Origin of the sequence: Herbiconiux liukaitaii (assembly GCF_041927495.1) — a bacterium.
Lineage (GTDB): Bacteria > Actinomycetota > Actinomycetes > Actinomycetales > Microbacteriaceae > Herbiconiux > Herbiconiux liukaitaii.
The window spans coordinates 76,822-97,344 of sequence record NZ_JBHFHG010000003.1; the positions used below are offsets into that span (position 1 = coordinate 76,822).

Genomic DNA, 20,523 nt, shown 5'->3' on the forward strand with positions numbered 1-20,523 from the left:
GATGGCTGAACTCTCGCAGGATGCCCGTCTGCGCGCTGCGTTCGTGAAGGTGGCGGACACGCTGGTGAACGACTACGACGTGGTCGACCTGCTCGACACGCTCGTGCAGGAGTGCACGGTCCTGGTCGCGTCCGACGCGGGCGGGCTGCTGATCGCCGACCCGGACGGCTGGTTGCAGCTGATCGCCTCCACCGACGAGGAGGCGGAGTTCGTGGAGATCATCCAGGTGAACGCGGCCGAAGGGCCGTGCGTGGAGTCGTACACCACGGGCGTGGGGATGACGATCCCGGACATCGCCGAGGAGGAGCGCTGGCCCGCCTTCACCGCCGCAGCGCTCGGGCAGGGGTTCCGCTCGATGCACGCGTTCCCCCTCCGCGTGCGCGGTCAGACGATCGGGGCCATGGGGATCTTCAGCAACGCCACGGGCGAGCTCAGCGAGTCGGACATGGCGCTGGCTCAGGCGCTGGCCGACGTGGCGACCCTCGGCATCATCCAGGACCGTTCGCTTCCCGCGTCGATCGCCGACCACGTGCAGCGCGCCCTCGACAGCCGGGTCGTCATCGAGCAGGCCAAGGGTGTCATCGCCGCGCAGACCGGCGCCAGCATGCACACCGCCTTCACCGTGCTCCGCGACTACGCCCGCACCCACGGCCGCAAGCTCAGCACGGTCGCCGAGGAGGTCGCCGAACGCACCCTCACGCTGCCCCTCGACGCCACCGTGCCCGCTCGGTAGCGCCCCGCCCCTACCGGTCTATGGCGCCGGCGATCCTCCGCACCGCGTCCTCGACCAGTGCTCGGCGGGCCTCGGCGTCGTCCTGCTCCGACTCGTGCACGAAGGCCGCTGCGCCACGCTGCGCCCCGCAGTAGTCCACGATCCCGTGCTCGATCTGCGTCCGGAGGGCCACCTCGTAGCCGTGGCGCTCGTAGGTGCCGGCGGCGTCGCCCGCCACGAGGAGCAGGTGGATGGTGAGTCCGCCGAGGTTGCGGCGCGTTCCGCCGGCCGGATCGATGTCGAAGGCCCAGCCGTTGATGAACACGCGGTCGACCCAGCCCTTCAGGAGCGCCGGCATCGACCACCAGTAGACGGGGAAGACCAGCACGAGGTGGTCGGCCTCGTCGAGCCGCCGCTGCTCGCGCAGGACGTCGGCGGGCACGTCCGCCCCGCCGCGGTACCTCTCGAGGTCGGCGAGGCCGAACCGCGGGTCGAACCCCTCCGCCGCGAGGTCGGCCACCACCGCGCCCGGTTGCAAGGCCCCTTGAAGCTGCTGGGCAGCGCTCGAGGTGAGGGAGTTCGGATCAGGATGCGCCGTGACGATGAGGATGCTCACTCCCCCAGTCAACCCGATCCCGCCGACGCCGCCGCATTCGGGCTTCGTGCGAAGTTTCGGGGGTGCTCGGGTGAACAGTGTGCGCGGTCGCGGCATCACCCACGGAGCCGGGCAGCGAGGACCATAGCCTGGAGGCGATGGCAATCTCGAACCCGCGACGGTGGCGATGAACGCAGCAGTGAAACGCGCGATCGGGCTGAGTCTCGCCGTCGTGCTCATCGTGGGCATCGTGCTCGCGGTGTTCTGGGGCCGGTTGCTGCAGCCAGGTGACTCGGCCGAGTCGACGCAGCCGAGTCAGGACCTCACCGTCGTGAACGGCGTCATCGGCAGCGAGAAGAAGCCGTTCTTCGACGACCCGGCCGTGGCGGCGGTGTTCGCGGAGAACGGGCTCGAGGTGCGCGTCGTCACCGCGGGCTCGCGTCAGATCGCGACCGGGGTCGACCTCGCCCAGTACGACTTCGCCTTCCCCTCCTCGGCTCCGGCGGCCGAGAAGATCAGGCGGGAGACCGGAGCCTCGACCGTCTACGCCCCGTTCTACTCCCCCATGGCCATCGCCACGTTCCAACCCATCGTGGAGTTGCTTCAGGCGGGCGGCCTGGCCTCCCAGGACGCCGCGGGAACCAGGCATCTCGATCTCGCCGCCTACCTGGCGGCCGTCGAGGCGGGCACCCGCTGGAGCGATCTGCCGGGTGCGGGCGAGCTCTACCCGAGCTCGCGCTCCGTGCTCATCTCGAGCACAGACATCCGGCAGTCGAACTCCGCGGCCATGTACCTCTCGATGGCGTCCTACGTGGCCAACGACCGGGCCGTCGTGAGCTCGCCCGACGCTCAGGATGCGGTCATCGACGAGCTGGCTGCGCTCTACCTCGAGCAGGGGTTCTCGGCCTCGTCCTCCGAGGCGCCGTTCGAGGACTACCTCTCGCAGGGGATCGGGTCGAAACCGATGGTGATGATCTACGAGGCCCAGTTCCTCGGCCGCCAGATGAGTGACACCGGCTCCTCCGCGATCACCGACCAGATGCTGCTGATGTATCCCGAACCCACCGTGCTCTCGAAGCACACCGTCGTGCCGCTCACCGGCCCGGGCGACGAAGTCGGACGACTGCTCGCGGAGGACCCGCGACTCGCCGAACTCGCCGCACGCTACGGATTCCGGCCCGCCGACGCCACGGTGTTCCGCAACACCCTCACCGAGCGCGGCGTCGCGATCCCCGAGGACCCGGTGGACGTGGTCGAACCGCCGAGCTACGAGACCCTCGAGTCGATGATCTCGGAGATCTCCGACCGCTACACCACCCCACCGCCCCCGGTCGAATCCGGAGAGGGAGAACAATGACCGAGTCACCGCTCGACCCGAGATCCGCCCAGTCCGAGAGTCGGGACTGAGTCATGGGCCGCCGGATCCCCCTCGCCGCGGTGCTGGCCGCGGCCGCTCTGCTGCTGACCGGATGCATCCCGTTCGGCGGGGGCTCCGACGCCCCCGATGACGGCAACGGCGGTTCTGTCGCCCTCCCGGACGACGACCAGACCCTGCGGGTGCTCGCCGGCAGCGAGGTCAAGGACATGGTGCCGCTGCTCGAGCAGGCGGCCGACGACATCGGGGTGAAGGTGGCCTTCGAGTACATGGGCACGCTGGAGGGCACCGAGCTCGTGGCCTCCGGCGGAGCCGTGGGCCGCTACGACGCCACCTGGTTCCCCAACAACCGCTACCTCTCGCTGCTGCCCGGCGCGAGCTCGGCGATCGAGTCGAGCGTGAAGATCATGAGCTCCCCCGTGGTGCTCGGGTTGCGGCCCGAGGTGGTGGAGCGCCTGGGCTGGAACGAGACGATCCCGACCTGGGCCGATCTCTCCACCGCCGTCGCTGCGGGCGAGTTCACCTACGGCATGACCAACCCCGCCGCCAGCAACTCGGGCTTCAGCGCTCTCGTGGCAGTCGCCACCGCACTGTCGGGCACGGGCTCGGCCCTCACCGAGTCCGACATCGACGCGGTCACCCCCGGTCTCACCAGCTTCTTCTCCGGTCAGGAACTGACGGCCGGCTCGTCGGGGTTCCTGGCCGACACCTTCGTCGACGACCCCGGCCTGGTCGACGGCATGATCAACTACGAGTCGGTTCTGATGGGACTGCAGACCGGAGGTGAGAGCCTCTCGATCGTGACCCCGAGCGACGGCGTCGTCACGAGCGACTACCCCCTCACCCTGCTGAGCTCGGCGGAGGAGGCCAAGAGGCCCCTGTTCGATTCGCTCACAGAGTGGCTCACCACGCCCGATGTGCAGAAGCAGATCGTGGCCGACACCCACCGCCGACCCGGAGTGCCCGGAATCGACACGGGTTCGGCTTTTCCGAGCGGCATCCTCTTCGAGACCCCGTTCCCGAACACCCTCGATGTCGCGAACACGCTGATCTCCACCTACCTCGAATCGGCTCGTGCCCCCGCCCAGACCATCTTCGTGCTCGACACCTCGGGATCGATGAGCGACGAGGGGCGGCTCGGGCAACTGCAGCAGGCGCTCGAGGACCTCGCCGGCGCCGACGAATCGACGGCGGGCGGATTCGCCGCGTTCCGCAGTAGGGAACGGGTGTCGCTCATCCCGTTCAGCGACGCCCCGAAGACCCCGGTGGTGATCGATGTGCCGAGCGACGACAAGAGCCCGGCGCTCGAGCGGATCCGCGTCGAAGCCGACGCCCTGGTGGCCGACGGAGGTACGGCGATCTACGATTCGCTCGAGGAGGCCTACCGCTTGGCCGTCGGTCAGAAGGCGGAGAGGCCGGACACCTTCGTGTCGATCGTGCTGATGACCGACGGGGCGAACACCGACGGCGCCACGATCGACGACTTCGAGCTCTTCCACGACGATCTCGGCGATGACGGCGACGGCATCCGCACCTACGTGGTGCTGTTCGGCAACGGCAACGTCGACGAACTGACCCGAGTCGCCGACCTCACCGGTGGCGAGGTGTTCGACGCGCTGAGCGGTGACCTCTCCGGCGCGTTCCAGGAGATCCGTGGCTACCAGTAGACCGGGTGGCTTCTGGGGCACGAGGGCCGGGCGCTGGATCGGCTCCACCAAGAACATCGCCGGCGCCGCGCTCGCGGCAGCGGCCGTGGGCGCCGAGCTCGTCTTCGGTCTCGGCCCTCTCTGGCCCCTGGTCGTCGTGGCCAGCTACGGGGTCGGAGCGCTGGTCGCACCTCGCGATCTCATCGACCTCCGCCTCGACGTCGGGGCGGCAGTGTCGGCCGAAGAACTCGGCGCCCAGTTGACGGTGCTGCGCCGCTCGATGAAGGGAGAGGCTCGGAGACTCACCGACGAGGCGAACTCGATCCTCGGTCGCATCCTCGACGCTCTCGACGAGATCGTGGCCAGGTGGGACGACCTCGCGTCGGCGCCCGAGCAGCGCCACGTCGTGGAGCGGATGATCGTCGACTACCTGCCCACCTCGGTCCAGACCTTCGTCAACCTCCCCCGCACCTACGCGCTCTCCTCGCGCGTCGAGGGCAGGAAGAGCGCGCACGAGGAGCTGCTCGAGCAGCTCGCCCTCCTCGAGAGCGAGAGCGACCGCATCCGCACCGCCGTCTACGCCCGCGACGCCGCCGCCCTGAGCGATCAGAGCCGTTTCCTCCGTCAGAAGTTCGGCCGCTCCGAGCTCGACCTCTGAGTGCGCCGTTTCGCGAACGCCCGGTCCGCGGTGCACCTGGATCAGGCGGGTGGTGGGTCAGTACTGGAAGGAGCCGGGGCCGGCGGGGCCGGGGCCGGCGGGGCCGGGGCCGGCGGGGGTCGCGTCGACGATGAGCCAGGCGCCGCGATCGTTCCTCTCGCGGCGGAGGCGCAGCCAGTGCCCCGAGGACGAGACGACGGCCTGCTTGCCGAAGAGGCGCCTCACATCGACCTGTCCGTAGCCGGAGTTGGCGAGGGCGCCTTCGACCTCACGCCGCTCGGCTCCGTAGAGCGAGATGCGCACCGAGGTGCCCACGATGGCCAGCACGAAGATGAGGAAGCCCACCGACAGCGTGATCACCGCTCGCACCAATGCGTCGAACCCGTCGAAGAACGCCACCAGCAGCATCAGTGTTCCGACGATCAGCACGATCCCGCCCACCACCAGAGCCACGATCGCGACGATCGTCCATCCTCGGATCGCCCCCGCGCGTGTGGCCGGCATCATGATCCCGTTCTGCTGCATCCGTTCCCCTTCCCGCAAAGACTCCTACAACTGTAGCCCACTGGACAGGTGTAGACCTGGGTTCCTACGACTGTCGGGGCAGGGGCGGAGAGAGCGGCGGTAGCGTCTGGGGAGGGACCGAGGTGGGGAGCTCCGAGATGGTCGACACGCTTGACATCGCCGTGGTGGGCGGATCGATCGGTGGGCTGTTCGCGGCCACTCTGCTGGCCCGTGACGGCCACCGGGTCACCGTGCTCGAGCGATCCGTTCACGGTCTGGCTCGGCGCGGTGCCGGACTGGTCGCTCAGCAGGAGCTGTTCGCCCTGCTCCACGAGGTGGGGCGCGACGATGCCGCCCGAGTGGGCGTGGTCGCTCGGGAGAGGATCACCCTGGCGCGTGATGGCCGGGTCGCGTACAGCGATCCCTCCCCGCAGACGCAGCTCTCCTGGGACCACCTCTACGAGGTCCTGCGGTCGCTCCTCCCCGCCGATGCCTACCGGCTCTCGAGCCCGGTGCAGAGCGTCGAGTCGACGGATCAGCACGCCATCGTGCAGTTCGCGGGCGGCCGCCGTGAGCGGTTCGATCTGGTCATCGGCGCTGATGGGCTCAACTCCGTGACTCGTGACGCAGTGGCCCCCGAGCATCGGGAGAACACCTACGTCGGCTACGTCACCTGGCGAGGACTCGTGGCTGAGACCTCGCTGCCTGCCGATGCCGCCGAGACGCTCCTGGACCGCTTCGCCTTCTTCAACGGACCGAACGCGCACATGCTCGGCTATCTCGTGCCGGGCCCCGCCGGCGAAGTGCACCGCGGCAGCCGACGGTACAACTGGGTCTGGTACAGGCCGATGACCGCCGATCAGCTGAGCGACCTCATGGCGCGATGCGGGCGTTCACGGCAGAGCGTCTCGCTCGCGCCGAGTCAGCTGCCCGCGGAGCTGCGGGATTCGCTGGTGGCAGATGGCCTGCGCGAGCTGCCCCGCCCTTTCGCTGCCGCGGTGGTGGCCGAGAGCGAGCCCTTCCTCCAAGCCATCTTCGACTACGTGCCCCCGCGGATGGCGCGAGGCCGCGTGGCCCTGCTCGGAGATGCGGCCGTGATGGTCAGACCCCACACCGCGATGGGCGCAGCCAAGGCCGCCGGCGACGCGATGACCCTCGCGACCCTCCTGGCCGACCTGCCCCTGCACCAGGCCCTCTCCCGCTACGACCGCGAACGCCTGCCTGTGGGCCGGGCGATCTCCGACTACGGGCGACGCCTCGCGGCATCGCTCCCGTTCGCCCACCGATGACCCCTCGCCGCAGGGTGCGGCACGAGGACAGCGACGACGCGCGTCAGGCCGGCCCGTCCTTCTGCAGGTAGCCGGCGTCTGTGAAGAGGCGACGCAGGTCGATCACCATCTGCTCGTCGACGTCCTTGTGGCGGGGCTTCGTCAGCACGATGCGGTCGTCGCCCAGCTTCACGACGAACTTGCCGTCGTGCTCCTCGCGCACCTCGGCGACCTCCTGCAGCAGGGCGATGACGTCGTGCCACTCGAGGTTGTGCGTGGTGGGGTGCCGAGCGATGTGCTCGAGGGTCGTGCGGTGATGCTGACCCAAGTGGCCGTGGATCGAATCGGGCATGGGGCTGGTCCTTCCGTCGCGGGGGCCGGCTGAGCACCAGGCCCCATCGGGGCGACGATATCCGCGCTCACGGGCCGCACACAACGGACTGAAGTAGCAACCGTGTTCCTCTCCCGTCGGAACGGATGCCCCGCCGGGCACGGCCGTCACAACGACGCGACCTGCCAGAGTTCGTGGAGATCCCGTGGCAGGTGCTCGACGTGCCGGGTGGGTTCTTCATGGCCTTCCGGCCGGTCGAGGAGGGCACCCGCGCGCACGAGCTGTTCCAGCAGGTGCTGCAGACCAGGATGACCGGTCGCGCACTCCGCGGTCCCCTGAAGGGGTGGCCGGCCACCTAGAAGAGGGAGTATCCGAGCGCCGCTGCGGAGATCGACAGGATGCCGACCACGCCGGCGTTCGCCACCGCGCGCCCCCACAGCCGACCCCGCACGAGATCGGCGGTGTCGACGCTGGCGGTGCTGAAGGTGGTGAATCCGCCGAGCAGGCCCGTGCCGATGATCGCCACCCACGCCGGCGCGAACGACGCCGTCGCCGCACTCATCACGAGGCCGAGCGCGAAGGATCCGCCCACGTTGATGGCGGCGGTGCCGATGGGGAACTTCCACCCCGACCACTGCTGGAGCGTGCCGCCGACGACGAGTCGGGCGACCGCACCCAGACCACCCGCCAGAGCGATCCCGATGATGACGAGCGGATCGAACGAGGTCACGGGGTCGCCACCGGTTCGGGTTCGGCCGCCGTCCTCGTCCGCCGACTGCCCAGTTCGACCGCCCACCGGCCCAGAAGGGCGGCTGCGACTCCGAGGACGATGCTGCCGAGACCGTAGATCACCGCATCACCGACCGAGCCCTGCCCTGCGGCCGCCGCGGTCGCCACCGCGAACGATCCGTAGGTCGTGAAGCCGCCCATGAAGCCCGTTCCGACCACGAGTCGCACCCGGCGCCCGAACGTCGCTGCCGGGCGGCGGGCGAGGAGCAGCGTGTACACAGCAGCCAGCGCGAACGACCCCACGATGTTGATCGCGAGCGTGGTGAACATGAGCTGGTCGCTCGGAGTGACGAGATCCAGGGATTCCCGCGACACCGTGCCCACCGCACCGCCGAGGAATACCATCAGGGCGGCCGACCAGGAACGGTGGTCGGGGGTCTCGGTGCGCGGTGTGGCGGCCATCGTCCCCACGGGTGCGCTGGGTGGGGCTGCGGTGGCTCCCCTGCTCACAGGCGTTCGCCTCTGGCGGTTTCGGCGCCGCCCAGCAGTCGCGACAGGGAGTCGGAGGAGGCCTGGTCTGCAGCGCCCCACACCAGAAGCGAATCGTCCTCTGTGCCGGCGACCCGCAGCACCTGATAGCCCAGCCGGATGAGGCCCACCGGCGTCGCGGTGAAGTCGATCACGCCGGCGGCCTTGGCCGAGAGGGAGTCGTCGGCCCACGCCACGGCGAAGTCGCTGCTCATCACGGAGAGGTCACCCACGATCCCCCGGAACTGGGCATCACCGTGATGCTGGTCCAGGGATTCGCGGAGCATCGCGGCGACCTGGTTCGCCGCAGTGTCGTACATGGCGTCATCCCGATCGATGTCCGCGTCGACGAAGGTGAAACGAGCGAGGTTCACTCCCTCGGTGAACGCGGGAGACAGGGCACGGGCGGCGTCGTTGGCGCCGACGACGGTGAAGTGCCGGTCGCACAGAACCGCGGGTATCCCCTGCCAGGTCGAGATCAGCGCCCGGATGGCGGCTCGCGATTCGGTGTGCGCATCGTCGGCGTTCATACGCTCACGCTAACTCGGCGGCTTCGGCGTGCGGAAGGGCGCAGCCCGTGGTCTCGATGAATGTAGCAACCCCAGCGGCGGGGATGGGCCGGTCGTGATCGACCTGCTCCAGGTCCTGGATGGTGGTGCGGATGCTCAGACCGGCTCAGATCGCCCGGTGGCGACGGACTCCGGAACCTCGCCTGCTCGGTACTGGGGCAGGCGACTGGCGGGGATGATGGCCAGTGCGCTGACGCCCGCCAGAGCGATCAGGCCGAGCTTCAGTGCACGGAGCCGAGCCTCTTCGTTCAGTGCGATGGCCGTATCCACCTCCGCGGGTGAGGCATCCGTTGCGCTCAGGGTCTCGCGGAGTCGGTCGTTGCTCACGAAGTTGACACTGTCGAGGTCGACCTGCGACACGATCGACGGCGGCAGGTCCACGTCAGTGGCGAGAGCGGAAGCGATGTTCGCGCTCAGGATGCCGACCAGCAGCGCACCGGCGACGGCTGTACCGACCGCAGAGGCGAGGTTCTGGGTGGTGCCGCGCACGGAACCCACGTCACCCGCGAGTTCTTTGGGCGACGCGGTGACGAGCACGTTGAACACGAGGGTGACGAGCGCGCCCTGGCCGACGCCGAAGATGACCAGGCCGAGGATGGTCGGCAGGGTCTCCCAGTTGTTCGTGACGACGAACGAGAGCCAGACGAGGGCGATCGTCGTGAGCACGAAGGAGAACATCCCGATGGCCCGCGGCGAGAAGCGGCCGTAGAACCGCACGACGAGGGTGGCGGTCACGAAGACGGTGAGGTTGAACGGCAGCATCGCCAGGGAGGTGTCGAACGGCGTCCGGCCCTGCACGATCTGGATGTAGAGCGGCACGGTGAAGTTGAGCGCCGCTTCCATCAGCACCACGATGAACATCGCGTAGATGGCGGCCCGTTCCTTCGACGACCCGAACACCGACAGGCTGACGAGCGGAACCTTCCCTGCTTTCGTGCGCCGCCTGGTCCAGGTGAAGAAGAGCTGCACGGAGATCACGCCGAGCACGATCAGGAGCGGTGCGGGCGAGAGCCCGGCCACGTCGAAGGGGGCGCCTGGGCCGGCTTGGAGCAGACCCCACCCGTTGAGGTTGTTCACCCCGAGCGTCAGCATCACGATGCCGACGCCGATGATCAGGGCCGCGACGACGTCGATCTTGACCGCGGGGTTCCCCTTCTCGGAGTGCAGGCGGAAGCTCAGGATGAAGACCGTGACGGCGAGCACGAGAACGATGATGAAGACCTGCCGCCAGCCCACCAGGGTGGCGAGGGTACCGCCGATGAGGAAGGCGCTCACTCCCGCGAGGGCCCGCGCCGACCCGAGCGAACCGATGGCGGTCGCCTGCTGCGCCCCACGGTAGTTCTCGGCGATCAGGGCCACCAGCGAGGGCACGATGATCGCGGCGGATGCCCCGGCGAGCGCTTGGGCGAAGATGACCCACCCGACCGACGGCGCGAAGATCATCGTCAGAGCCGACACGGCGAAGAGCACCACCACGACCCGGAACACCGTGACCCAGCCGACTCTCTGGCCGATCTTGGCGCCGACCATGACAAGAGCGGCGACGACGAGGCCGTACGTCACGATCGCGGTGCTGACATCGGTCGGCGGAACACCGAAGTCGTCCACCATCCCCCCGAGCGATACAGGGAGGGCGGAGACGTTGAACGACATCAGGATCTGGGCGAGGAACAGCCCCACCATGGGCACCCAGGAGGTTCGTGCGGGCGTGGTCGTTTCGGTCGTGCTCATGAGAGCTCCTTGTACGGTGCGGAGGCGAAGATGTTCAGTCCCAGCGCCCGGGACAGGTAAGCCGTGGCGATCTGACCGCGCACGCTGTTGCCGGCGTCGTCGAGGCGCGGCGCATACGTGCCCACGCCGACCTTCCCCGGCGCGATCGTGACCAGGCCGCCGGCCACGCCCGACTTGCCGGGCAGCCCGATCTCGAAGAGCCACTCCCCGGATGCCTCGTACAGTCCGTTCGCCGCGAGCACGGCCAGGGTGTCGCGGCAGACCACCGCGGAGACCACGCGCTCCCCCGTGACCGGGTTCACCCCGCCGTCGGCGAGCGTCGCGGCCATCACCGCCAGGTCGCCGGCATCGACCGAGAGGGCGCACTGCCGGGTGTAGACATCCACCACGCTCTCCGGGTCGCGCTCGATGCGCCCGTAGCTCTGCAGCAACCGGGCGATCGCCCGGTTGCGCTGGTTCGTCTCGGACTCGGAGCGGTAGACCTCATTGTCGAGCTCGAGCGGACGGCCGGCGAAGCGTGACAGCCCGTCGCGCACGGCCGCCCACTGCGCGTCGGCATCCTCTCCGGGCATCAGAGCGGTCGTGGCGAGGGCCCCGGCGTTCACCATCGGATTCATCGGATGCCCGTCGTTCAGTTCGATGGCGATCACGGAGTTGAAGGCGAGCCCGGTGTTGTTCACGCCGACGACCTCGAGCACCCGCTCGTGGCCGAGTTCTTCGACGACGAGCGCGTAGACGAAGGCCTTGGAGATCGACTGGATCGAGAACCGCACGAGGGTGTCGCCGATGTCGTGGCGCTCGCCGTCGATTCCGATCACGCACACCCCGAACGCCTCCGGATCGGCGGCGGCCAGCACGGGGATGTAGTCGGCGACGTTCCCCTCGCGGTGACCCTTCGCGCGGGTATACGCAGCGTCGAGCACGTGCACGATCCGAGATCCGTCCGGTACTCGGCCCGTGCTCACGGACTGCCTCACATCAGCAGCATCTACGTCCACGATCCCCCCGATCCACAACGCCCACGATCCCCGACGGCCGCCCGCCCACGAGGCCAACCATCCTCCTCGTCCGATCCGATGTCTACTGCAGCGACGAGGTCAGGCGGGCGAGGTTGTCCCAGGTCTTCTCCCCCACCGGGCGACGCAACCAGTCCCCGAGCTGCAGCTGCTCACTCCGGGCCCGGTAGCGGTTCTCAACGCCGCGCATCCTCTCCACGAACTCGCGCGAGTGCACCAGCATCGACACCTCCGCGTTGAGGCTGAACGAGCGGATGTCCATGTTGCTGGAGCCGACGACCGCGATGTCGTCGTCGATGGTGAAGTGCTTCGAGTGCAGCACGGCGGGCGCCTTGTAGAGGTGGATGGCGACGCCCGCTCGCAGGAGAGCCTCGTAGTAGGAGCGCTGGGCATGGAACACGAGCTTCTGATCGCCGATCTCGGAGACGAACAGCTCGATCTCCAATCCCCGTGCCGCGGCCGTCACGAGAGCGAGCTGGATCGACTCGTCGGGCACGAAGTAGGGGCTGGTGATGCTGATTCGTCGCTCGGCCTTGTGGATGAGGGCGGCGAACAGCTTGAGGTTGTTGTCGTTGTCGAAGCTCGGGCCACTCGGCACGGTCTGAAGCGCGATCGTGCCGGAGGTCGGATCGCCGGGGGCGACGAAGGGCAGGACTTCGCCCGACTCCGCGGCCCAGTCGGTGATGAACACGGCGTCGAGTTCCCGTGCGGCCGGGCCGACGATCTCGATCATCAGTTCGACCCAGTGGAGGCCACGGGCGATGTTGGCGGGCTTGAGGTAGGTCTCGTCGATGAGGTTCTGCGACCCGGTGAAGGCCACGGCTCCGTCGACGACGACGAGCTTGCGGTGGTTCCGCATATCGGGTCGCTGCCACTGGCCGCGGAAGGGCCGCAGCGGGAGCATCGCGAACCACTGCACACCGGCATCCGCGAGGAACCGCTGGGTGGTGGTGCGGTGCGGGTAGAGGAAACCGGAGAGGTGATCGGCGAGAACCCTCACGTCGACACCGCGGGCCGCCGCTCGGGTGAGCGCCTCGAAGAGCGGCCGGGTGGAGTCGTCGAGCACCGCGATGTAGAACTCCACGTGCACCCGCAGCCGCGCGGCGTCGATCGCGGTGATCATCGCGTCGAACGATTCGGTGTAGCCCTCGATGATGCGCACCGCGTTGCCGCCGACCAGGGGCAGTGCGCCCAGCTCCGAGTTCATGCGGGTGATCGAGGAGAGCCAGCCGGGTTCCAGAACAGCGTCGGGCGGGAGCGCCGCGGGAGCCGTGTTCTCGAGCAGCAGGGCGTTCATGGCACGCTGCTGCTGTCGGCGCCGGGCGGGGAGCCGGCCGCGACCGACGAGCAAGAAGACGATCGCGCCGAGAAAGGGGATGAAGACGATCGTCAGCACCCAGGCGATCGCCGCCGAGGGTCGACGGTTCGCCGACACCAGCACGGCCGCGATGAAGCCGAGCACGACGTGCGCGGCCAGCAGCGCGAGCGCGAGTGTCTCGCCCGCCTCGAGAGGGGTCACGCCGCGTTCTGTCTCGGCACGACGACCTTCTTGAGGATGAGCAGCACCGAGGCGGTCACCGGGCAGGCGATGAGGGCGCCGAGCAGACCGAGGAGGGTGCCCCCGATCATGGCGCCGATGAGCACCAGCGAACCGGGGATGCTGATCGCCTTGCCCACGATCCGCGGCGTCAGGAAATACGCCTCGAACTGCACGTAGACGAGCATCGTGATGCCCACGACCAGCGCGGTCTCGGGGCCCGAGAACAGCGCCACCATGGTGACGATGACGAGGTTGATCACGCTGCCCACCAGCGGGATCAGCGTGATCGGGAACGCGAGCGCGGCGAGCACCGGGGCGAACGGCACGCCCGCGATGGTGAGCAGGATGAGGGTGAACACCGCGTTGATCGCGGCGAGCACGACCATTCCGCCGAGGTACTTGCCCACCGACTCCATGATGGTCTCGCCGAGTTCCATCACACCGGGCCGGCGGGATGCCGGAACGAGGGAGTAGAGGCTCGTCTTGATGGTCTCCAGGCCGGCCACGAAGTAGATCGTCAGGGCGATCACGAAGATCACCCCGAAGACCCCGTTCAGAAAGCCCGCACCGACTTTGAGGGCGCCGCCGCCGACGGTCAGCCAGGTCGTCGGATCGCTGACGGTGGTCTCCAGCCAGGCGAGCGCCGGAGTCAGTGCGCCCCCGAATGCGTCGTTCACGTCGACGAACCACTGCTGGTCCTCGATGCGGTTGTACCCGGAGGGGAGGTAGCTGAAGAGCTGACCGAGCTGATCGACCACGATCGGGATGACCAGCCACAGCAGCAGAGCGACCACGACGAGGAACCCGGCGATGACCGTCAGCACGGCCCCCGTTCGGGAGAACTTCCTCGCCTCGAGCCTCCGGACCGTGGGGTAGAGGCCGAGACACACGAAGAACGCGACGAAGATCAGGGTGAGCGCGGTGCTGAGCGAGGTGATGGCGGCACCGAGCAGCAGGGCGAGGAGCACCCCGAGGGTGGCGACGAAACCGAAACGGAACGGGCCGCTCTGCGTCAAACGGTTCACTACCATCGTGCCCCCCTGTGTCTCCGCGCTCGACGATCACAAGATATGCCCGTTCCGGCCTTCAGTTCGAGCGATCGGCGCGAAAAGGAGTCGGAGATGTAGCAACGCAAGGGCCCGTGCGCATGCAAAAGGCCCCGGATCACTGGGATCCGGGGCCTTCTCTTGTTGCGGGGACAGGATTTGAACCTGCGACCTCTGGGTTATGAGCCCAGCGAGCTACCGAACTGCTCCACCCCGCGGCACAAGAAGAAACTCTAGCACACGCTGCGAGGCGGTTGCACCACGGCTACTCCGAGGCGGTGATGGCCGCCTGGATGGCCGCCTGCAGTCGCTCGTCGGCCTCGCCGTAAGCGGTCCAGTCGCCGGCCTTCAGGGCCGCCTCGCGCTCGGCCAGGGCCGTCTGCGCGGCGGTGAGGGCCGCCACGAGCTCCGGGGAGCCCGTGATCGGGGTCGTGGGCGTTGTCGGCGTGGCGGTGCCGTCGCCGCCGTCGTCGGTGCCGTCCGTCGTGCCCGTGCCGTCGTCCGGATCCGAGACCACCGGGTCCGATCCGTCGGTCGGCGTCACGTCGACGTCACCCGCCTGAGCACCCGAGTCGCCGTCGAAGAGCGCATCGAGCGCACCGTCGAGTGTGCTCTCGAACGCGATCTTGTTGCCGAACGACACGAGCACACGCTGCAGCAGCGGGAAGCTCGTCTCACCGCGCGACTGCACGTAGACCGGCTGCACGTAGAGCAGACCACCGCCCACCGGCAGCGTCAGCAGGTTTCCGCTGATCACCTGGCTCTCACCCTGTCGCAGCAGGTTGAGCGCCGACGAGACCGCCGGATCGGAGGAGAAGCTGTTCTGCACCTGACCGGGGCCGGGGATCGTGTCGTCCTTCGGCAGCGTGAGCAATCGGAGCTTGCCGTAGTCCTCCGACTTCGTGCCGTCGGTCTCCCCCGCGTTCGCATCCACGGCGAGGTAGCCCGTGAGCACGCTCCGGGAGGTGTCGGCCCCCTGCTGCGTGAGCGGGATGAACGTCGAGTAGAGCGAGTACGACGGATCGTCCTGCGTGGGCATCTGCAGCGTGAGGTAGTACGGCGGCTGCAGCGTGGGGCTCGTCGACGAGGAGGTGGGGTCGTTCGGCGTGGTCCACGCGTCCTCCTGCGAGTAGAACGATCCCGCATCCGTCACGTGGTACTGGCCGAGGATGGAGCGCTGCACCTTGAAGAGATCGGCGGGGTACCGCACGTGGCTCATCAGGTCGCCGCTCATCTCGTCGATCGACTTGAGCGTGGAGGGGTAGATCTTCTGCCAGGTCTCGAGCAGCGGATCCGTCTCGTCCCAGGCGTAGAGCGTGACGGTGCCGTCGTAGGCATCCACCGTGGCCTTCACCGAGTTGCGGATGTAGTTGATGTCGTCGACCGGGTACGCGGGCGTGGGCGTGTAGGTGTCGGCGATGGACTCGCTGAGCGACTGCACGCGCGAGTACGGGTAGTTCGCCGACGTGGTGTAGCCGTCCACGATCCAGACGACCTTGCCGTCGACCACCGAGGGGTACGGATCCGAGTCGATCGTGAGGTACGGCGCGACCTTCGAGACGCGCTCGGCGGGGTCGCGGTCGTAGAGGATCTGCGAGTCGTCGTTCACCGCATCCGACAGCACGATCTGCTCCGACTGGAACTTGAGCGCGTAGACGAGGCGCTTGAAGATGTTGTCGAGCTTGGGCCCGCCGTCACCGTCGAAGGTCGTGTAGGTCTGCGAGGCGCCGTCTTCGCCAGACGGGTAGTCGAGCTCGATGTTGTCGGAGCCCTCGGGGCCGCCCACGATCGAGTACGACGGCGAGTCCTCACCGAAGTAGACGCGCGGTTCGAAGTCGCCGAGCTCACCCACGGTCGGGATGCCCGACTCGAGGAACACGGGCTGGCCGTCGGCCGAGCGCTGGTTGCCGTAGGCCGCCACCACGCCGTAGCCGTGCGTGTAGACGACGGTCTGGTTGTACCAGGTGGCGGAGGAGCCGAGCGCGTCGATGTCGATGTCGCGCACCGTGACCACCGCATCCTGCACCTGGCCGTCGATGGTGTAGCGGTCGACGTCGAGCTGCTGCGGGAACTGGTAGTACTGCCGGAACTGCTGCAGCTGCTGGAACGAGCGCGTCACGAGGGCGGGGTCGAGGATGCGGATGTTGGCCGTGGTGGCCGCATCATCGCGCAGGGCGCCCGCCTCGGCATCCGTGGTGGCGTCGTAGGGCGTCTCCTCCACATCGGAGATGCCGTACGCGTCGCGCGTCATGTCGATGTTGCGCTGGATGTACTCCTGCTCGAGCGTGCGCTCGCTCGGGTCGACCTGGAAGCGCTGCACCACCCAGGGGGCCAGCGACCCCAGGATGAGGGCGATCACGATGAGGAGCGCCGTGGCGATGATGGGCAGGCGCCAGCGGCCGATGACGGCCGCGACGATGAAGAGCACGGCCACGATGGCGGCGACTCCGGCGAGGATCTGCAGGCCGGGGATGGTGGCGTTGACGTCGGCGTAGGAGGCACCCGTGATGAGGCCGGAGCTGTTGGCCAGGGTGGCGTACTGGTCGAGCCAGATGCTGATGGCCTGGAGCACGAGGTAGAGCGCGGCCGTGATGGCCATCTGGATGCGCGCGACCTTCGAGATGCGCACCTCGCGCTGGTTGAAGCGGATGGCCCCGTAGAGGTAGCTCGTGGCGATGGCCGCGAGGCCCGCCACGATCACGACGGCGGAGGCGAAGCCCACGACGCCGCGGAGGAACGGCAGGTCGTAGATGTAGAACGAGATGTCGAGGCCGAACTGCGGATCGGTCTGACCGAACGAGGTGCGGTTGAGGTACTGCAGCGTGAGCTGCCAGCGCGAGGCGGTGGCCACACCGGCGAAGAGTCCGAGCACGGCGGGCACACCGAAGGTGGCGAGGCGGCGGAGCGGCTCGATGACCTGCTGGTAGCGGTCGAGCTGCGAGTTGAGCTTGGCGTAGACAGGGCGACGACGGAACGCGATCTCGATCGAGATCCACACCGGCAGCGCCATGGCGAGGAAGCCGATGACGAACATCACGCCGCCCGCGAGCCACTGCGTGGTGAGCACGCTCAGGTAGCCGAGCTGGTCGTACCAGAGGATCTCGGTGTAGAGCGTGGAGAAGACGAAGAAGAGAATCGCCAGGACGACCACGATCGCGATTGCTATCGCGAGGGTGACTCTCGATCGTCGTGCGGGCTTCTCGGCTGTTTGGGAAGTCACGTGTGCCTCTGGGTCGCTGTGCTGTGTCCATCAATCCTAGACACCTGCATCTTAGGGAGGGGTCGCTGGGAGAGAACTGGCGGGAGACCGTGCCGGAGCCGTGACAGGGGGCTACTGCTGGGCCATCACCGCGTCGCACGTGGTGAGGGAGCCGGTGTCTCCGCCGTCGCCGATGGTCTCGACCGCGGTGAGCGCCTCGTCGAGGGTGGCGACCGCTACCACCTGGATTCCGTCTGGCACGTGGCCCACGACCTCGTCGCAGTTGCTGGCGGGGGCGAGGAACCAGTCGGCGCCGGCGTCGCGGGCCCCGAAGAGCTTCTGCCTGATGCCGCCGATGGCGCCCACCGTGCCTGCGTCATCGATGGTGCCGGTGCCCGCCACGCTCTCGCCGCCGTTGAGCTCGCCGGGGGTGAGCTTGTCGATGATGCCCAGGGCGAACATCATGCCGGCGCTCGGACCTCCCACGTCGTTGAGCTGGATCTGCACGTCGAAGGGGAACTCGTAGCCGTAGGTCACCGAGATGCCGAGCACGGGGTCGGCGGAGTCGGGCGAGGTGCGGGGGGTGAGCTCGACGGTGCGCTCGGGGGCTGGCTGGGTGTCTGCGGAGTCGTCGCCCTCCGTCGTGTCGTCGGTGTCGTCGCCCTGCGTCGAGTCGTCGGCGGTGCCGTCGTCTGCGGGGTCGCCCGAGCGCACCACGAGGGTGGCGGGGGTCTCGGTGCCGTTCTCGGCGAGCGCGGCCCGCAGCTCGTCGATGTCGTCGACCGCCGTGCCGTTGACCGAGAGGATGGCGTCGCCGGCCTCGAGCACTCCGGCCGCCGCCCCGTCGTCGGTGACGGCCGCGACCGTCACCTCGCGGGTGAAGGCGATGTCCTGCTCGCTGAGGGCCGCGGCGATCGCCTCGGTCTGGCTGTCGACCATGAGCGCCGCGTTCTGCTGGTTGCGCTGCTCGGTGGTGACCGTCGGCGGGTAGATGAGGTCGATGGGAACGACGGCCTTGCTGCTGTCGAACCACGCCGAGACGATCTCGGCCCACGAGGGGCGCTGCTCGCGCGTGCCGCGCACCGAGACGGTGAGCATGTCGAGGGTGCCGGCGGTGGGATAGGTCTCGACGCCGTCGATGGAGATGAGGGGAACCTGCTCGCCGTCCTGCTCCTGCGATCCGAGGGTGTCGTAGACGGGCCCCGGCTGCTCGATCACGTAGGGAGCGGGCAGGAAGCTCATCACGAGACCGAGCACGAGGGCGACGACGAGCATGGTCCAGCCGGTGCGGGCACGTCGCGACGTCTGCGGGCGCGGCTGAGTGGCATCCGGGTCGTCCGGGGATGGGAACAGGGTCACGGGATCCTCTCGCTCGGAACGGGCGCCCCGGTGGGGACCGGGAGGCGACCGGCTGAGCCGGGTGGGCCGGCTTCCGGATGTTCGCCACGGGCGCACGGCCGAGCGGTCAAGCTTATGCGAAAACCCAGCCTGGGCGGCGGGCCAGCAGTTAGCGTAGGAGCACTGTCTGACAGCGCGCATGGAAGTTCCCGAATGCGGTACCGGGAGCCGATCCCGGGCTCCGCCTGCGCGCTGCCGCTACTGAGGAGGAACACCGTGAGCGACCAGCCCCGCGACGATTCGGAGGACGAGTTCCGCGACATGCTGCGCGACTTCCTCGCCGGCAACTCGGAGATCGACCCGTCGAAACTCGCCAGCGCCGCAGGCCTCCCGTCTGACCCGGCCGCCGTGCAGCAGCTCATGGCGCAGCTGCAGAACGCCATGCAGTCCTCGAGCGACGGGGTCAACTGGGGTGCCGCCAAGACGCAGGCCGAGCAGATCGCCGGGGCCGCGAGCCTCGCGGTCACCGACCAGACCCGGGCGCAGCTCGAGCAGGCGCTGCACATCTCGTCGCTCTGGCTCGATGAGGTCACCGCGCTCTCCGACTCGGCCGTCGCGCCGCGACTGCTCACCCGCACCGAGTGGGCATCCGCCACCATCCCCGTCTGGACCGAGCTCTCCGAGCCCGTGGCCGTGAGCATCTCGGATGCGCTCACCTCGGTGCTGCGCGACCAGGCGCCCGAGGAGATGGCCGGCATGATCGCGGGGGCCAGCCAGATGATGCGCAACCTCGGCGGCACCCTCTTCGCCATGCAGCTTGGCCAGATCGTGGGTCAGCTCTCGAAGGAGGTCGTCTCGGGCGGCGACGTCGGCATCCCGCTGCTGGAGGAGGGCCAGGCGGCTCTCGTGCCGCAGAACGTGGCCGAGTTCGGCGAGGGCCTCGACATCCCGATCGAGGAGGTGCAGCTGTACCTCGCCATCCGCGAGCTCGCTCACGCCCGGCTGTTCCGGCACGCGCGGTGGCTGCGGCTTCACGTCATCTCGTCCATCACCGAGTTCGCCAAGGGCATCGCCATCGACACGGATCGGCTCGAGGAGCTCGCGGCCGGTTTCGACCCGTCGAACCCCGAGGAGCTGCGGAGCGCCATGGCCTCCGGTGCGCTCATCCCGCCGAAGACCGAGCAGCAGCTGCACGCACTCGCGCGACTGGAGAACACGCTCGCGCTCATCGAGGGCTGGGTCGACGTCGTGACGGCGCAGGCCTCGAGCAGGTTGCCGCGCTGGAACGCGATCGCCGAGACGGTGCGGCGTCGCCGGGCCACGGGTGGGCCCGCCGAGTCTGCGTTCGGTGCGCTCATCGGGCTCGAGCTGCGGCCGCGGCGCCTGCGCGATGCCGCCGCCCTGTGGCAGCAGGTCACCGAGGCCGTGGGGCAGGAGAAGCGGGATGCGCTGTGGTCGCATCCCGACCTCGTGCCGACGTCGGAGGATCTCGACGACCCCGCCGCTCTCGTGGCGCGGCTGCTGGGGCCGGCGCCCGAGCCCGACGAGATGGACCAGGCACTCGAAGACCTGCTGCGCTCGGAGGAGTCGAAAGACGACGAGACGAAGGCCGGCGAGGCCAAGGCCGACGAGGCCGAGGCCGAGGTCGACAAGCAGACCAAGGACGACGAGGAGCAGCCGCCCGCGGCCTAGAGTTCGCGTTCGGTCGGCTTGGGGGGCGGTGCACTGAGCACCGCCC

Annotated in this window: 19 protein-coding genes and 1 tRNA gene; 7 read left to right on the plus strand and 13 right to left on the minus strand. The window is 68.7% G+C overall.

Translation table 11 applies throughout. The features are described from left to right. Nucleotide 1: 1 nt before the first annotated feature. Entirely contained in the window at nt 2-733 is a 732-nt protein-coding gene (locus tag ACEXQC_RS04780) for a GAF and ANTAR domain-containing protein (RefSeq protein WP_374819036.1), read from the plus strand. Between the two features lie 10 nt (nt 734-743). On the opposite strand, the gene ACEXQC_RS04785 is transcribed toward ACEXQC_RS04780, so the two are convergent. Next, nucleotides 744-1,328, minus strand: a complete 585-nt coding sequence (locus tag ACEXQC_RS04785; protein ID WP_374819038.1) for an NAD(P)H-dependent oxidoreductase — start codon at nt 1,326-1,328, stop codon at nt 744-746. Between the two features lie 166 nt (nt 1,329-1,494). Here ACEXQC_RS04785 and ACEXQC_RS04790 point away from each other — a divergent pair, with 166 nt between their 5' ends. From ACEXQC_RS04790 to ACEXQC_RS04800, 3 genes are read left to right on the plus strand one after another with little or no spacing between them, the layout of a single operon-like run. Further along, a complete protein-coding gene (locus ACEXQC_RS04790) occupies nt 1,495-2,664 on the plus strand; it encodes a hypothetical protein (protein WP_374819040.1) in 1,170 nt (389 codons plus the stop codon). 53 nt (nt 2,665-2,717) lie between these two features. After that, complete coding sequence (locus tag ACEXQC_RS04795) at nt 2,718-4,349, plus strand: VWA domain-containing protein (protein WP_374819042.1); 1,632 nt, start codon at nt 2,718-2,720, stop codon at nt 4,347-4,349. After that, nucleotides 4,336-4,986, plus strand: a complete 651-nt coding sequence (locus ACEXQC_RS04800) for a hypothetical protein (RefSeq protein ID WP_374819044.1) — start codon at nt 4,336-4,338, stop codon at nt 4,984-4,986. Before ACEXQC_RS04795 ends, ACEXQC_RS04800 begins: the two co-directional genes overlap by 14 nt. A gap of 57 nt (nt 4,987-5,043) precedes the next feature. Here the strand turns inward: ACEXQC_RS04800 and ACEXQC_RS04805 are convergent, their stop codons facing one another. Next, nucleotides 5,044-5,511, minus strand: coding sequence for a hypothetical protein (locus ACEXQC_RS04805; RefSeq protein ID WP_374819046.1), 468 nt, complete (start codon nt 5,509-5,511; stop codon nt 5,044-5,046). 137 nt (nt 5,512-5,648) lie between these two features. On the opposite strand from ACEXQC_RS04805, the gene ACEXQC_RS04810 reads away from it, so the two are divergent. Continuing rightward, on the plus strand, nt 5,649-6,779 hold the full coding sequence (locus tag ACEXQC_RS04810) for an FAD binding domain-containing protein (protein WP_374819048.1): 1,131 nt from the start codon (nt 5,649-5,651) through the stop codon (nt 6,777-6,779). A gap of 43 nt (nt 6,780-6,822) precedes the next feature. Here the strand turns inward: ACEXQC_RS04810 and ACEXQC_RS04815 are convergent, their stop codons facing one another. Beyond that, nucleotides 6,823-7,110, minus strand: coding sequence for a hypothetical protein (locus ACEXQC_RS04815; protein WP_374819050.1), 288 nt, complete (start codon nt 7,108-7,110; stop codon nt 6,823-6,825). Between the two features lie 125 nt (nt 7,111-7,235). Between ACEXQC_RS04815 and ACEXQC_RS04820 the strand changes: the two genes are divergently transcribed. Continuing rightward, entirely contained in the window at nt 7,236-7,448 is a 213-nt protein-coding gene (locus ACEXQC_RS04820; RefSeq protein ID WP_374819051.1) for a hypothetical protein, read from the plus strand. Here the strand turns inward: ACEXQC_RS04820 and ACEXQC_RS04825 are convergent. The 10 genes from ACEXQC_RS04825 to ACEXQC_RS04870 all read right to left on the minus strand — a co-directional run bounded on the left by ACEXQC_RS04825 (nt 7,445) and on the right by ACEXQC_RS04870 (nt 18,806). Further along, a complete protein-coding gene (locus ACEXQC_RS04825; RefSeq protein ID WP_374819053.1) occupies nt 7,445-7,819 on the minus strand; it encodes a fluoride efflux transporter FluC in 375 nt (124 codons plus the stop codon). The two genes, ACEXQC_RS04820 and ACEXQC_RS04825, sit on opposite strands and share 4 nt — an antisense overlap. Further along, the gene (locus ACEXQC_RS04830) at nt 7,816-8,328 is read right to left on the minus strand and encodes a fluoride efflux transporter FluC (protein WP_374819055.1); all 513 of its coding nucleotides are present in this window, start codon (nt 8,326-8,328) and stop codon (nt 7,816-7,818) included. The genes ACEXQC_RS04825 and ACEXQC_RS04830 overlap by 4 nt, the downstream gene beginning before the upstream one ends. Next, entirely contained in the window at nt 8,325-8,876 is a 552-nt protein-coding gene (locus ACEXQC_RS04835) for an MmyB family transcriptional regulator (RefSeq protein ID WP_374819057.1), read from the minus strand. The genes ACEXQC_RS04830 and ACEXQC_RS04835 overlap by 4 nt, the downstream gene beginning before the upstream one ends. Before the next feature lie 135 nt (nt 8,877-9,011). Further along, on the minus strand, nt 9,012-10,646 hold the full coding sequence (locus tag ACEXQC_RS04840; RefSeq protein WP_374819059.1) for an MFS transporter: 1,635 nt from the start codon (nt 10,644-10,646) through the stop codon (nt 9,012-9,014). Further along, complete coding sequence (gene glsA / locus ACEXQC_RS04845; RefSeq protein WP_374820123.1) at nt 10,643-11,647, minus strand: glutaminase A; 1,005 nt, start codon at nt 11,645-11,647, stop codon at nt 10,643-10,645. Before glsA ends, ACEXQC_RS04840 begins: the two co-directional genes overlap by 4 nt. A 79-nt stretch (nt 11,648-11,726) precedes the next feature. Then, nucleotides 11,727-13,181 (minus strand): cardiolipin synthase, encoded by a 1,455-nt coding sequence (cls, locus tag ACEXQC_RS04850; protein ID WP_374819061.1) that lies wholly within the window; start codon nt 13,179-13,181, stop codon nt 11,727-11,729. Further along, nucleotides 13,178-14,233, minus strand: a complete 1,056-nt coding sequence (locus tag ACEXQC_RS04855) for an AI-2E family transporter (RefSeq protein ID WP_374819064.1) — start codon at nt 14,231-14,233, stop codon at nt 13,178-13,180. Before ACEXQC_RS04855 ends, cls begins: the two co-directional genes overlap by 4 nt. Nucleotides 14,234-14,392: 159 nt before the next feature. After that, nucleotides 14,393-14,466, minus strand: a tRNA-Met gene (locus tag ACEXQC_RS04860). Nucleotides 14,467-14,513: 47 nt separating this feature from the next. Then, nucleotides 14,514-17,468: a UPF0182 family membrane protein gene (locus ACEXQC_RS04865; RefSeq protein WP_374819066.1), complete on the minus strand. Its 2,955-nt coding sequence runs from the start codon at nt 17,466-17,468 to the stop codon at nt 14,514-14,516. Nucleotides 17,469-17,579: 111 nt separating this feature from the next. Then, on the minus strand, nt 17,580-18,806 hold the full coding sequence (locus ACEXQC_RS04870; protein ID WP_374819069.1) for a YlbL family protein: 1,227 nt from the start codon (nt 18,804-18,806) through the stop codon (nt 17,580-17,582). A gap of 255 nt (nt 18,807-19,061) precedes the next feature. Here ACEXQC_RS04870 and ACEXQC_RS04875 point away from each other — a divergent pair, with 255 nt between their 5' ends. Continuing rightward, nucleotides 19,062-20,477 carry a zinc-dependent metalloprotease gene (locus ACEXQC_RS04875; protein WP_374819072.1) on the plus strand — a complete coding sequence of 472 codons (1,416 nt, stop codon included), beginning with the start codon at nt 19,062-19,064 and terminating at the stop codon, nt 20,475-20,477. Nucleotides 20,478-20,523 lie beyond the last annotated feature (46 nt).

Excerpts from the sequence above, each read along its gene's own strand:
- ACEXQC_RS04815 (WP_374819050.1), bottom strand. The coding sequence starts at position 7,110 with ATGCCCGATTCGATCCACGGCCACTTGGGTCAGCATCACCGCACGACC.
- ACEXQC_RS04835 (WP_374819057.1), bottom strand. The coding sequence starts at position 8,876 with ATGAACGCCGACGATGCGCACACCGAATCGCGAGCCGCCATCCGGGCG.
- ACEXQC_RS04805 (WP_374819046.1), bottom strand. The coding sequence starts at position 5,511 with ATGCAGCAGAACGGGATCATGATGCCGGCCACACGCGCGGGGGCGATC.
- ACEXQC_RS04820 (WP_374819051.1), top strand. The coding sequence starts at position 7,236 with ATGCCCCGCCGGGCACGGCCGTCACAACGACGCGACCTGCCAGAGTTC.
- ACEXQC_RS04790 (WP_374819040.1), top strand. The coding sequence starts at position 1,495 with ATGAACGCAGCAGTGAAACGCGCGATCGGGCTGAGTCTCGCCGTCGTG.
- ACEXQC_RS04855 (WP_374819064.1), bottom strand. The coding sequence starts at position 14,233 with ATGGTAGTGAACCGTTTGACGCAGAGCGGCCCGTTCCGTTTCGGTTTC.
- ACEXQC_RS04795 (WP_374819042.1), top strand. The coding sequence starts at position 2,718 with ATGGGCCGCCGGATCCCCCTCGCCGCGGTGCTGGCCGCGGCCGCTCTG.
- ACEXQC_RS04810 (WP_374819048.1), top strand. The coding sequence starts at position 5,649 with ATGGTCGACACGCTTGACATCGCCGTGGTGGGCGGATCGATCGGTGGG.
- ACEXQC_RS04780 (WP_374819036.1), top strand. The coding sequence starts at position 2 with ATGGCTGAACTCTCGCAGGATGCCCGTCTGCGCGCTGCGTTCGTGAAG.
- ACEXQC_RS04840 (WP_374819059.1), bottom strand. The coding sequence starts at position 10,646 with ATGAGCACGACCGAAACGACCACGCCCGCACGAACCTCCTGGGTGCCC.